Source organism: Streptomyces coeruleoprunus, assembly GCF_039542925.1.
GTDB lineage: Bacteria > Actinomycetota > Actinomycetes > Streptomycetales > Streptomycetaceae > Streptomyces > Streptomyces coeruleoprunus.
Genome location: NZ_BAABIT010000001.1, coordinates 7,327,471 through 7,340,000 on the forward strand (window position 1 = coordinate 7,327,471; position 12,530 = coordinate 7,340,000).

The 12,530-nt window shown below is 71.0% G+C and carries 11 protein-coding genes; 4 read left to right on the forward strand and 7 right to left on the reverse strand.

Translation table 11 applies throughout. The annotated features are described in order from the left end of the window. Positions 1–28 precede the first annotated feature (28 nt). Positions 29–463 (forward strand): VOC family protein, encoded by a 435-nt coding sequence (locus ABEB09_RS32815; RefSeq protein ID WP_345693554.1) that lies wholly within the window; start codon positions 29–31, stop codon positions 461–463. A 103-nt stretch (positions 464–566) separates the two neighbouring features. Here the strand turns inward: ABEB09_RS32815 and ABEB09_RS32820 are convergent, their stop codons facing one another. Together ABEB09_RS32820 and ABEB09_RS32825 are read right to left on the reverse strand one after the other, a co-directional pair. Continuing rightward, complete coding sequence (locus ABEB09_RS32820) at positions 567–1,595, reverse strand: zinc-dependent alcohol dehydrogenase (RefSeq protein WP_345693555.1); 1,029 nt, start codon at positions 1,593–1,595, stop codon at positions 567–569. Then, positions 1,588–2,025, reverse strand: coding sequence for a tautomerase family protein (locus ABEB09_RS32825; protein ID WP_345693556.1), 438 nt, complete (start codon positions 2,023–2,025; stop codon positions 1,588–1,590). Before ABEB09_RS32825 ends, ABEB09_RS32820 begins: the two co-directional genes overlap by 8 nt. A gap of 79 nt (positions 2,026–2,104) precedes the next feature. Between ABEB09_RS32825 and ABEB09_RS32830 the strand changes: the two genes are divergently transcribed. Further along, positions 2,105–2,689: a TetR/AcrR family transcriptional regulator gene (locus ABEB09_RS32830; RefSeq protein WP_345693557.1), complete on the forward strand. Its 585-nt coding sequence runs from the start codon at positions 2,105–2,107 to the stop codon at positions 2,687–2,689. A 239-nt stretch (positions 2,690–2,928) separates the two neighbouring features. On the opposite strand, the gene ABEB09_RS32835 is transcribed toward ABEB09_RS32830, so the two are convergent. Both ABEB09_RS32835 and ABEB09_RS32840 read right to left on the reverse strand, forming a co-directional pair. After that, positions 2,929–3,405: a tautomerase family protein gene (locus ABEB09_RS32835; RefSeq protein ID WP_345693558.1), complete on the reverse strand. Its 477-nt coding sequence runs from the start codon at positions 3,403–3,405 to the stop codon at positions 2,929–2,931. A 194-nt stretch (positions 3,406–3,599) separates the two neighbouring features. Next, positions 3,600–4,610, reverse strand: coding sequence for a GlxA family transcriptional regulator (locus ABEB09_RS32840; RefSeq protein WP_345693559.1), 1,011 nt, complete (start codon positions 4,608–4,610; stop codon positions 3,600–3,602). Positions 4,611–4,708: 98 nt separating this feature from the next. Between ABEB09_RS32840 and ABEB09_RS32845 the strand changes: the two genes are divergently transcribed. Further along, positions 4,709–5,533: a dienelactone hydrolase family protein gene (locus ABEB09_RS32845; RefSeq protein WP_345693560.1), complete on the forward strand. Its 825-nt coding sequence runs from the start codon at positions 4,709–4,711 to the stop codon at positions 5,531–5,533. Between the two features lie 67 nt (positions 5,534–5,600). Here ABEB09_RS32845 and ABEB09_RS32850 read toward each other — a convergent pair whose 3' ends face one another. Continuing rightward, complete coding sequence (locus ABEB09_RS32850; RefSeq protein WP_345693561.1) at positions 5,601–6,941, reverse strand: jacalin-like lectin; 1,341 nt, start codon at positions 6,939–6,941, stop codon at positions 5,601–5,603. 90 nt (positions 6,942–7,031) lie between these two features. Beyond that, on the reverse strand, positions 7,032–9,191 hold the full coding sequence (locus ABEB09_RS32855) for a glycoside hydrolase family 9 protein (RefSeq protein ID WP_345693562.1): 2,160 nt from the start codon (positions 9,189–9,191) through the stop codon (positions 7,032–7,034). Positions 9,192–9,748: 557 nt separating this feature from the next. Between ABEB09_RS32855 and ABEB09_RS32860 the strand changes: the two genes are divergently transcribed. Continuing rightward, positions 9,749–10,138 carry a hypothetical protein gene (locus tag ABEB09_RS32860; protein ID WP_345693563.1) on the forward strand — a complete coding sequence of 130 codons (390 nt, stop codon included), beginning with the start codon at positions 9,749–9,751 and terminating at the stop codon, positions 10,136–10,138. Positions 10,139–10,650: 512 nt separating this feature from the next. Here ABEB09_RS32860 and ABEB09_RS32865 read toward each other — a convergent pair. Continuing rightward, on the reverse strand, positions 10,651–12,393 hold the full coding sequence (locus ABEB09_RS32865; protein WP_345693564.1) for a VanW family protein: 1,743 nt from the start codon (positions 12,391–12,393) through the stop codon (positions 10,651–10,653). Between the last annotated feature and the right edge of the window lie 137 nt (positions 12,394–12,530).

Sequence of the window (12,530 nt, forward strand, 5' to 3'; positions counted from 1 at the left end):
GCCGCAGATCCGCTGCTATGGTGCGCCGATGTCATCGATCAAGCAGTTCCAAGTCACTTTCGACTGTGCGGAACCTGAGCGTGTCGCTCTTTTCTGGTGCGAGGTGTTGGGGTACGTCGTACCGCCGCCACCGAAGGGGTTTGCCTCTTGGGACGATTTCACCAGCTCGCTGCCACCGGAGGACCGGGGTTCATGGTTCGCATGCGTTGATCCCTCAGGGGTGGGCCCGCGACTGTTCTTCCAGCGCGTTCCCGAAGGAAAGGTCGTCAAGAATCGTGTGCATCTCGACGTGCGGGTCGGCACCGGGCTGGTGGGTGCTGAGCGCCTCGCCGCGCTTGAGGCCGAGTGCGAACGACTGATCGCGCTCGGTGCGGTGCGCGTGCGGCTACTGCGTGCCGATGGCGTCAATGAGTCGTGCCTTGTGATGCAGGACATCGAGGGCAACGAGTTCTGTCTCGACTGAGCATCCTCCGAAACGGCGAGGTCGTGAAGTCGGGTGATGCCGAGCGTCCTGGTGTGAATGTCGCCCCGCCACGGCAGTGGCCAGGTGTCTCCGTGTGCGGTGATCAGTGTGCTGCCCGGGGCGGGGTGGTGTCGCGGACGAAGACGGGCTTGAGGTGCTTCTCCGGCAGGGCGTCGGGGAGTTGTTCCCAGTCGAGGACGTGGGAGACGACGCGGGCCGGTTCGACGGTGCCGGAGGCGGCGAGGGCCAGGGCCTCGGGGATGTGGGCGCGGACGTTGTCCCGGGCGATGCGCAGGGTGACGCCGGTGAGGTACATGTCGAGGAGCGGCAGTTCTCCGGGGCGGAAGTGGTTGCCGGCCGATTCGCAGATGCCTTCGGGCGCGAGGGAGTTGACGGCGAGGGCGAGCTGGTCGACGCGGCCGGTGGCCTCGACGGCGAGGTCGAAGCCGTGGCGGATCGGTTCGATCGCCTCGGCGGTGCGGGCGCCGAAGCTCTCGGCGAGCTTGCGGTGTTCGGGGTCGGGATCGACGTACAGGATGTCGGAGGCGCCGAGGGCGCCGGCGATGTCGCAGACGTACAGGCCGATGCTGCCGCGTGCCACGACCAGCACCCGGGCGCCGGGGCGGGCCCTGAGGTGCGGGGCGACGAGCCGCCAGGACAGGGACCAGTTGTCGCTCGCCGAGGCCATCGCGACCGGGTCGAGGCCGGTGGGGAGCGGGACCAGCATGGCGTCCGCGTACGGGACGCGGACGAGGTCGGAGAAGAGGCCGCCCCAGTCACCGCCGATCGGCGCGCCGTACATCGCCATGTGCGGGACCGAGGCGCAGTGGGCGGTGAGCCCGGTGCGGCAGTGGTCGCAGGTGCCGCAGCTGATGGACCAGGGCACGACGACGAGGTCGCCGGGAGCCACGCTCGTCACGTCGTCGCCGACGTCGGTGACGCGGGCGACGCACTCGTGTCCCAGAGCGAAGGGCGGGTCCAGGAAGCCGTGCCCGGCCAGGATCGCGGAGTCCACGTCGCAGGAGGTCGCGGCGACCGGCGCGACGATCGCGGCCCGATCGGACCCGAGCTCGGGGTCCGGGGCCTCGCGCCACTCGACCGTGCGGCGGGCGACGTACGTCAGCTCACGCATCGGCCCGCTCCTTGTCCTGCCGCGCCAGGGACACCAGGTCGGCGTAGCGGATGACGGAGCCACCCGCACCCCAGGTCCCGTCCGGCTGCTCGTGCACGAGCACCCAGACCCGCAGCGCGTCCCGCGGAGCGAGGCCGGCGGCGGACAGCACCGTCTTCGTCGCGTCCTGGACCAGCCCGGCCTTGCGCCGCTCGGACAGCGCCCCTTGCGGCACCGTCACTTCCACGAGGAAGCGGGGCGTGTCGTCCTCGGCGGTGGTCTGGGCGCCTTCGGGCAGCTCGACGAGGTAGCTCCACGCCTGCGCACGGAAGAACGCGGTGTCAGGTGCACCTTCCCGGCGCAGCAGCACGGCCGCGAGGTCGCGCTGAACGGTGGTGCGGCCCTCTTCGGTGAGGGCGCCGACCGGCACGGTCAATCGGATCATGGGCACGGCAGCTCCTATGACGATCGTTATAGACGTCGGTCACGGTAGACTATGACGGACGTTATAGCCAGAGGGGAGTGCGCAGGTGGCCAAGAGCAGTGCGCCGTCGCGCGAGCGGATCGTGTCCGGTGCCGCCGACATGATCAGCCGGCGTGGCCTGAGTGCCACGAGCATCCGGGAGATGGCCAAGCACGCCAAGGCGCCGCTCGGCTCGACGTACCACTACTTCCCCGAGGGCAAGCAGCAGCTGGCCAGTGAGGCCGTCCGGTACACGGGCGACTGGGTGGCCCGGAGTCTGCGCAAGGAACTGGAAGCGGGGCCGGCCGCGGGTCTGAGGGCCTTCCTGGATCTGTGGCGGAAGATCGTCGTGGAGAGCGACTTCCACGCCGGCTGCCCCGTCCTGGCCGTGGCCATCGAGGAACCCCCCGTCGACGAGATCCCACCCGCCCTCGCGGCCGCCGCCGAGGTCTTCGAGCAGTGGGAGACCCTGCTCGCCGCCTCCCTGCGGGAACACGGCGCCGAGACCGAGCAGGCCGCGCAGCTCGCGACGCTCATCGTCGCGGCCGTCGAGGGCACGGTGGCCATGTGCCGCGCCAAACGCAGCACCGAGCCGCTCGACCGCACCGCCGAGCAACTGCGGGCCCTGATCGCGGCCGCGGTCAAGGACTGAACGGGCCGCCCCTCGGCGCCCCGTTGCGCTCGAAGGCGCCGCTGGGCACCCGGACCTGGTTGCGGTGTCCGCGCTGGTAACCGTCGGCCGGCGGCCCCATCGTCAGGGCGACGAGCTGGGCGGCCGAAGGCAACGGGCGGATTGCTTCGGGGTCGTGGATCCGTGCCGTTGGCCGGCGGAGTGCCACGACCGCACCCGAACCGCCCGCGCGGAGCGCTCTGACCCGTACATCCCCCTGCTCACGCGCCGAGCGCGGCGCGGACGGCCTTGGCCTTCTCCTCGGTGAACACACCGGTGTCGAGGAGGGGGAGGACGGACAGTACGCCACCGCTGGACCCCCAGCTGCCCTCGTCGATGACGCGGAAGTTGACCCACCAGCTCGGCGACGGCCGCGACAGTCCGCAGGCGTCGGCCAGCGCGGCCAGGACGCGCTCGATGACGGCGGTCCTGACCTCCTGCCGCCAGTCTCCGTCCATGACCGCCACGTCGATCACCATGACGTCGGCGTCCGGGCCGATGTCCGCCACGAGCCGTCCGCCGATGGCCATCATGTCGGACTCGCGCTCGACGAAGTGCACCTGGAATCCGACCCGCGCGGGCGGGGCGAACTGCCCCACCTCGGGAACGAGGACCGCGTCCGTCAGCGTCTCGGCCAGCTCGCGGCGCATCGCCAGGCTCAGGCGGCCCTTGGGGCTGTTCACGGTAATGATCGTCACGACATCCTCCTATGACAGTCGTTATAGAGGGCTTCAGGCTACAGCCTTCTATAACGACTGTCATATCCGGAGGGTGTGAAGCCGCCACGTCGGAGATGGTCGGATCCACCGCAGGCGGCAGGGAGGTCCCGACCCTCGTCGACGGGTCGGCAGTGGGCGACGAGGGCCGCGGCCGTGCCGACGAAGGCGGGGTCTCACGCCTCCGTTCGCCCGGCTGACCCGCGATCGTCGCGGTGACGACGGAATGTCCCGCGGTAGTCGCTCGGCCGCCGGCCCGTATGTCTGGCGAAGATGCCGCTGAACGCCCCAGGGTCGCGGTAGCCGACGTCGGCGGCGATGCTTGCGACGGTCCTGTCGGTCGTCTCCAGAAGGCGTTGGGCTCGGCGCACCCGGACCTTCTGCAGGTACGCGAGGGGCGTCTCGCCGGCTTCGTCGCGGAAGCGGCGGAGCAGGGTTCTCGTGCTCACGTGGAACTCCTGGGCGAGGGCGGGCAGGTCATAGCGAGCACCGAGGTTCTGGTCGAGCCACCGCTTGACGCCCAGCGAGAACTCCCTGCCCACAGTCGGAATGAGGTCCGGGTCGACATAGGGAGCCTGTGTGGAACGCGCATCGTCGACGAGGGCGATCCGCGCGGTGCTACGGGCGACACCCGGGCCGTCGTGCTCGCGGATGAACTGCAGCGCGAAGTCGTACATGGCACTGAAGGCCGCTGTGGTCGTCACGCCCCGGTCGGTCACGACCAAGCTCTCCGGGCGCAGGCGCACATCGGGGTACCGGCGGGCGAACCGATCCGCGAACAACCACGACGTGGTCGCTTCGCGCCCGCCGAGCAGCCCGGCTTCAGCGACCAGGAAGGCACCCACACAGATCGATACGACAGCCGTCCCCGACGCCGCCTGTGATCGAAGCGACGCCACTTCCGGTCCCCAGCCCGCGAGTGTCGCGTCGAGGTCGAGCGCGGGCGAGAGTTCGAAGCCCGGCACGATCAGGACGTCCACCGGGCGAACCGCCGAGACGTCGAGCACCGAACCTCCGGACGCGATCACACGTCGCCGCGGCGAGACGACCGACACCGCGTAGGCCGGCCGAACCGATCCCCGCGCCGCGGCGACATGAGTGGCCATGGCCAGGAGGTCGGGGACTCCGTACACCTCCGACGCGAAGCAGCCGGGGTAGGCCAGCACACCGACTCGCAGCGGACTCATACGGCCCTCCGACGCCTCTGAACGGGTGGCGATATCACCGGGACACGTGGCGATGCCGCCGCTTCTCAGCGGGGCGGCCACTCATCATCATCTCGGTCATGACCATCATGCGAGGACAGAGCGATCCCTTGGACGACTTCTCGTCGAGAGCCATCGGCGTCGACGGCATCGACAAGACCGTGTACGTGGCCGGGTCGGGACCGGCAGTCGTCCTCATGCCCGAGATGCCGGGCATCAGCCCCGACGTCGCGCGGTTCGCGCGGTGGGTGCGTGATGCCGGCTTCCGCGTGTACCTGCCTTCTCTGTTCGGTGTCGACGGTGCCTACCCGCTCGCCGAGGCACGCGAGACCGTCGTACGGCGCGCGTGCGTCAGCGCCGAGTTCCGCGCGTTCGCGGGCGGCGGCACCAGCCCCGTCGTCACATGGCTGCGCGGCCTCGCTCGGCTGGCGCACGCCGAGTGCGGCGGGCCCGGCGTCGGCGCCGTCGGTCTGTGTTTCACCGGCAATTTCGCCCTGACCATGGCACTCGAACCCGCCGTCATCGCGCCGGTGGTCAACCACCCGTCGCTGCCGCTCGACGACCCCGACGGTCTGGAGATCAGCGACGAAGACGCTGCCGCCGTGGCCGAACGCGTCGCGCGGGACGGGTTGAAGGTCCTCGCCTACCGCTTCGACAACGACAGGTGGTGCACGGGCCGGCGGTTCGCGGCGTACCGAGCCCTGCTCGGGGACGCGTTCGACGGCCGCGTACTCAAGGCCGAGACGGCGAACACGAACCCTCCGCCCTTCTTCCGCGACGTCGTCGGGTGCGCCCACAGCGTCGTCACGGCACACCTCGTCGACCAGGACGGCCACCCCACCACGCGGGCCCGGAACGAGATCATCGCTTTCCTGGCCGAGCGGCTCGGGAAGCGGCCGTCATGAGCCCGCGACCCTTCTGACCGGGAGAAGGTCTCCTCCTGGCCCTGGTGGATGCCGTCGTGGTCCGGTGTCAGCGGCGGGTGTGGATGAAGCCGATCTTGTCGATCTCGTCGCCCGAGCGGCCGTGGAAGCCGGTGATCTGCCAGCCCGGGGGAGCGGTGTGGGTGACGCAGTCGGAGGTCGGCGTACCGCCGGCCACCGTGCGGCCGAGGTTCGTGGTGAACCTGGCGTGGAAGATCCGGGTGTGACCGTCCTTCCGGGCCCGGCACAGGTACGCGGTGGTCACGTACTCCTCGCTGCCGAGCGTCAGCGAGGCCGCCGTGCCGCCGGTGCCACCGTGGGCGAGTGTCGTGCCGTTGTCCAGGGTGATGCTCAGCCGGTCGATCCGGGCACCGGCGCTCAGCGCGATGCCGGTCGCGCGGGCACCCGCGGGGACGCGGTCGATGTCGTTGAAGGGGGCGCCGTGCGGTCCGCCGAACTGCTCGCTCAGCTGGAAGGCCGGGTTGCGGGACCAGGAGAAGCCCACCGCGACGGGATCGTGGTCGGACAGCATGAGTCCGCTGCCGGTGAGGAACGCGGCGTGCTCGTTGTTGTAGGAGGTGGCGTTGAGAGAGACGAGCGTGCTGCCGCGGTAGAGGATCTTGTCGACGACCTCGCAGGTGTTGGGCACGGTCGGCTGGGACTGGTCGCACACCAGGGCGTCGCTGCCCTTGGCGGGCGGGGTGCCGCCGCGGATCAGCTCGACCCAGGGGTCGGTGAGGCCGTTGGCGGCGGCGAACTCGGCGATGGTGTCGCCGCCGCGGGTGTAGCGGGTGTTGGTGTCGCCCATGACGACGACCGCGTTGCCCGCCGAGTGGGTCTTGATGAAGGCGGTGAGCTGGTTCAGGTTGTCGGCGCGTGACCGCAGATCTCCCGTGCTCGTGCCCGCGTTGGTGTGCAGGTTGTAGAAGTCGACGTACACCCCCTCGGCGAGGCGCTGCCGGGCGAAGGTGAAGCCCTTGGGGGTGAGGCAGTCCCCGGAGTCGTACTGGCAGGAGTTCCAGCGCACCCGCTCGAAGTCGTCCACGTCGTAAGGCGACTTCGACAAGGTGTTGAGCCCGCTGCCGATGCCCGCGCCGCCGCTGGTGGGGGTGCGGTGGGGGTGGGCGGTGTCGGCGGCGTACAGGCGGGCGTGGTAGTTGAAGTCCTCCTGGACGTGGACGATGTCGTACGGCGCGATCCGCCGGCCGATCTCCGTCGTGCTGGACTCGCGCGGCGTCGGGGCGCTGGAGAGGCTCTCGGGCAGCCCGGCCACGTTGTACGTGAGCACGCTGAACGTGCCCGAGTCGGCGGCCGTGGCCGGCGGCGCCATCGCGGCGAGGCCGGCGAGTGCGGCTGCCGCCGCTGTCAGGCAGGCGAGGAGTCGGCGCATGGTGTCTCCTGGTCGGCGGGGGGCTTCGGCGGTGCTGGGGCGCCGGCCGGGCCCGGACGGAATCGTCCGCCGGGCCCGGTCGGCAGCGGATCAGGCGCAGGCGCTCCCGTTGAGCGCGAAGGCCGTGGGGGAGGGATTCGCGCCGGTGTGTGTCCCCTGGACTCCGAAGCTCGCGGCCGCACCGGGGGCGATCGCCCGGTTCCAGTCGGCGTTGCGGGCGACGGCGGTGGAGCCGTTCTGGGTGACGGTCGCGTTCCAGGCGCTGGTGACGCGCTGGCCACCCGCGTACGTCCAGGTCAGCTGCCATCCGTCCACGGCCGTCGGGCCGGTGTTCCGGACGGTGACGGTCGCGGTGAAGCCGGTGTCCCAGACGTTGTTCACCGTGTACGTCACCGCGCAGGCGGCGGTGGGCGGTTCGACGGTGGAGGTCCGCTCGGCGGCGTAGGCGGCGAGCCAGGCCAGCGGGGCGTTCCAGTTGACCGCCACCTCATTGGTCGAGTACGAGCCGATGTCGTCGACGTAGCAGGCGGCCGGCGCGCACCCGGCCAGCTTCTCCTGCGCCACCGGGTCCTGGAGCGCGCTGTTGGGGCCGCCCGCGAGCGACCCCGCCGGCGGGCGGGGCAGCGAGGGGTCCAGCTGGTGGGCCCAGAAGCGGTGGTGCTGGTTCTGCGAGGACGTCTCGCCGTAGCCGGTCACGTACGACAGGCCGAGGGCGTTGCGGCCCAGCAGGTAGTCCATGGCCTCCAGCGCACCGGCGCGGTAGCGCCCGTCACCCGTCAGCTCCCCGGCGACGGCCATGACGACCGCGTCGTTGGCGACCTCGCCGTTCGAGCCCCAGAAGTACCCGTCGGCGGGGACGGGCACCGCGTAGCCCTGCGCGGCCATCCTGGACAGATAGCCGTCGGCGGCCGCGGTCACCGAGGAACGGATCCGGGCCACGTCGGCCGCGGGCAGCCCGTTGGGGACGGTGGCCAGGACGAGCCGGCCGAGCGCGGCCGTGTCCCCCCAGCTGAAGCCGTAGGGGGTGAAGGCGTCGGCGGAGGTGTGCCAGGACGAGGAGGTGACCGCGTCCCGGTAGGCGCTCTCGCCGGTCGTCGCGTACAGCTCGCCGGCCGCCCAGTAGAACTCGTCGGTGACCCGCGTGTCCCCGTAGGCACCGCCACCCGTGCTGTCCGAATCCGGCGCGTACACCGCGGGGTTGGCCCGCGCCGCCGCCCAGGCCCGGCGGGCGGCCGACAGGCAGCGGTCGGCGTACGCGGAGTCGTACGGCCGGAAGACCCGGGCACACTGCGCGGCGGCCGCCGCGAGGTTCAGCGTCGCCGCCGTGGAGGGGCGGTGCAGTTCCCGGGGTTGGGCGTCCTGCTCGGGGCGCATCGGCATGTCGGTCCAGGCCGCGTCATGGATCTTGTGGAACGCCATGCCCGCGTACGGCTTGCCCTCGGGCACCTGCATCCGCATCAGGAAGTCGAGCTCCCACCGCGCCTCGTCCAGGACGTCCGGCATGCCGTTGCCGCGCTCGGGGACGCGCAGGGTCGAGTCGCCCAGCGCCGCCTCCTTCCCCGCCCGCTTGGCCCGCTCGAAGGAGTTGACCACCAGCCAGGTGGAGATGCCGCCGTTGACCACGTACTTGCCGTGGTCACCCGCGTCGTACCAGCCGCCCCTCACATCCCGGGTGTAGTCGCACACGGTGGCCTGGCAGGGGACGGAGATGTCGCCCTTGTTGGGCGCGATGCCGAGGTGCCCGGCCGGGCGGGCGTAGGCGGAGCCCACCAGAGAGGCGTCGATCGCGATGCCGCTGCGCTGATGGTGGAAGAACGCCATCGAGTCGGAGCGCAGCGCGTCGTAGAGATCCGCGCGGATGTCGAAAGGTGCGCTGCTGCTGCCGTCCACGGCCAGGACGTATCCCGAGCCCGTGCTCCGGTACGAGGAGAAGTCCGCCACCTGGACGGACTGCCCGGACGGCGTGTCCGCGCCGCGGGGGACCGTCGATCCGGAGGCGACCACCGTCCCGGACGCGTTCCGCAGCTGCCAGGTGAGTGACTGCGTCGCCGAGGTGACGACGGTGGCGCGCTTGGGGCCGTCCGGCAGGTACCCGACCTGGTTGACGCGTACGGCCGAGGTCGCCGCCACGGCGGCGGGGACGTCCGCGGCGGCCGGCCCGGTCATGAGACCGCCGAGGAGGAGAGCGCCCGTCAGCAGGGCGGCGGTGGGGCGTACGGGGCGGCGTAACGACGCGGTGGTGCAGGGCATGAGCGGCTCCTCTGGGGCGTCGTGGTGATCAGCAAGTGGGGTTGGTCTGGGTGAGCAGGCCCATCCGCCAGGGCAGGCGGAGGTAGTTGTTTCCGGCGCGGAGGTCCATGCCCTGGTAGACGTACCGCAGTAGACACGGATCGATGGTCAGGATCTGGTCGTTGCCGGCGAGGGTTCGTCCCCCGTGGCGGCAAGGGGTGTCCACCTGCCTCTGGGGCTGGGGGAGGTGAGCGAACGGAAGTAGCGCCGGCCTGCGGTGTCGTTGTGTGGTGCACATGTCAATCGCGCCTCCTTCTTCGCCGATCGCGACTGCCTGTCGGAGGTCTGCCTGGGAGCGCTCCCATAGGACGAAATACCGAACGGCGGTCGATAGGTCGGAGATCTGGAGCGCACAGTAGTGACACCAGCCAACACCGTCAACGGGCTCAACCACAGCGGCGAGAAGTCGGCTGCCTGGTCAATGCGATCCCGGGCCGGGGCTCCCCACGGGGGCCCTGATCGCCAAGCCCCACTCCGTACCGCACCGCCCCCGCGGCGCCTCGCCCTACTCTGGAGGCATGGCCGCGGTCAGCCGCTTCCACGTGGATCAGGACGGCCACTCCGTCACGGTCCAGGTGGCCGCTGTCTCCGGTCCCGTTGAGGTGCTCGTCGACGGGAAGGTCGTCGCCCGGGGCAGGGCTCCACGGGCGGGCACCACCGTCTTGCACGCCGAACTTCCGGGGGACCCCGCTCGTCCACTGGGCATCACGCTGAGGGACATGGGCGGCGTGTTCCTGTGCGAGATGGAGGTCGGCCGCACGCGGTACCTCATGCCGCGCGTACCGCTCTTCCCGGAGCGGCCGCCAGCGTGGCGGACTCCGCCGCACCCGTTCCGGCGTATGCACAGGTCGCTACGGCGTGCGGTACGCCGCGCCATGGGCCGCGGCCTCGCGCGCCGCGCACGCTGACGGAGGACGGTACGAGGGCACCCTGCGGCAACAGGGATATCACCAAGCTCGGCACCGCGCCCGTGCCCGCCCCGGTGGTCATCGGCACTGGGCGGGGCTCGACGACGATGCCGCTGCAGCGTCGAGTCCTCCGGCACCTTCGACGCCACCACCGACGGCATCGACTTCTACGGGTCCATGGAAGGCATGTTCGTCAAGGTCGGCAACCCGGTCGCGGTCGCGCCGAGCAACAGCTTCGGGCAGATACCGGTCCTCGGCGATGACGGCGCGTCGACTACAGCTTCGGCAACGTCAAACTGCTGCTCACCAGCGCGCTGAGCCGCGTCGCCGGACCGCTCGCGCAGGAGAGCACCGCGACGGCGGCCGGACCGGGCGAGCCGGCGGTGGCCTCGTGAAACCTTCCAGCCTGCCGGCCGTGGGATCCATGCCGCCACGGCGCGACCCTCCCGGGCGTCTTCGTCGACGACGCCGGGCGCCGGTGCGCGGGTCCGGTCACCGCGCCTCGTGGCCGATCAGTCGCAGGTCACCTTGTCCCGCGGGGTGTAGTGCGTGCCGAACGTCTCGCGCTTCACCTCGACGCCGGCGTTGGTGAAGACGCGGTCGACCTTGATGTCGAAGCCCTCCAACGGCTCCTGCACCTCGCATGTCTCGCCGGTGCCCTTGCGCTCCTTCGGCGGCGTGATGTTCGTACGGGGGCCGGCGTCCGCCGTCACCGAGTCGTACTTCTTCGTGCCGAGGAAGCTCACTGTGACCGACGAATCCGTCGAACTCGCCCTGATGTAGATCGGCTTGCCCGAGTCATTGCGGAACTTCAGGTCGAGCGTGCCCCAGGCCACGGTCGCCTCCCGGCCCGCCGGGTAGCGCTCGATGTAGAAGGAGTGGGCGCCGTGTTCCAGGGGCTCGACCCCGGCGAAGAAGAGCGCGTTGTAGACGGTGGTGGCGACCGCCGACACACCGCCGCCCGGGGCCTTCCGATATTGACCGTCCATGATCATGGTGCCGTCGACGAAGCCATTGGCCTTGGTGCGCTCACCGACCGTGCGGTTGAAGCTCCACACCTCGCCCGGCTGGACCACCGAGCCGTTGATCAGCTCGACCGCCCGGCCGATGTTGGTCGTGCGGTACGGCGCGGCCGGGAAGTTCACCGTGAACGTCGACATCTGCTCGGTGATCCCGAGCCGGGCAAGCGTCTGCGCCGTCAGCCTCGATGGCGTCACCGTGGCGGCGACCGGGCCGGTACGGGCGGCCGCGCCCTTCTTGGTCAGCAGCGGCTCCACCGCCCGGCGGAGGGCCTCGGCCGACACCTCACGGCCGGGGCGGCCGTCCTGCTCCACGACGACCCTGCCGTCTCGCACCCCGAGTCGGGCCTCGACGGGCGCGCCGGTGAGCGTGTCGAGCGGACGGGACACCGCCGAGTCGTGCAGCAGTGCCCGGGCGTCGAGGGAGGGAGTGAGCCGTCCGCCGTCCGCCTTCACGGTCAGGTGCTCGCCCAACGTGGCCGCCGTGATCTGGAGCCGTTCATCGCCCGAGGTGAGCGTGACAGGACCGGACATGGCGGGCTTCGCGAACTCGTTCACGAAGCGGGCGAGCTCCGCCCCCCGTACCTGCGGCTGCTTCACCGAGACCGGAAGCGCCACGGGCGCCGTGCCGCCGGCCGCGGGGTAGGCGCTGCGCAACGCCTCGACGGCCTTCTCCGTGTCCAGCTTCAGCCCCTCGCGGGGCTGCGTCACGACCGCCTTGCCGTCCTTGAAGGCGACAGCGGCCTCGCGGACCTCGCGGTCATGCTCCTTCGCGGCCGCCGCGACGGCCGCGTGTGCCTTCGTCCCGTCGAACGAGACGACGGGCTCGATGTCGCGGCTTTGGGAGGAGGAGAAGAGCCGGCCGATGACGGTGAACGGACTGCGGGACGGGTCGGCCGCCCGGTCCGCGGTGGCCCGGACGTCGACCGCCAGCCCGGCCGAGGCGGGGTCGACGGTGGTCGACGCGTCACCGACGGTCACCCGCATCGGGTCCTTCCACGCGGCGGGGGCCGCGGAGGCGAGCCGGGCGGCGGCCTCGGCACGGCTCAGGCCGCCGATGTCGATGCCGTCCACCCGGGTGCCCGCGGAGATGTCGTCCCCGGTGGCGACGAGACCCGCCACGTACAGTCCGCCGGCGACGGCCGCGACCGCACCGGCCGCGATCGCCGTCTTGCGTATGTGACCGCGGCGCCCGGTGGGGCCGGCGGCGTGGTCGGTCGTGGAGCGGCGGCGCACACGCCCTCCCAGTGCGGTGAGGAATCAGAGCAACCCTACGACCGTAGGCCGCACGAGGGCGGAAGATCCATATGATCCCTTTTATTCTCCAGTGATCCTTCTCTCATACCTCCGCATTTCCGGCGCCCCGCATAACG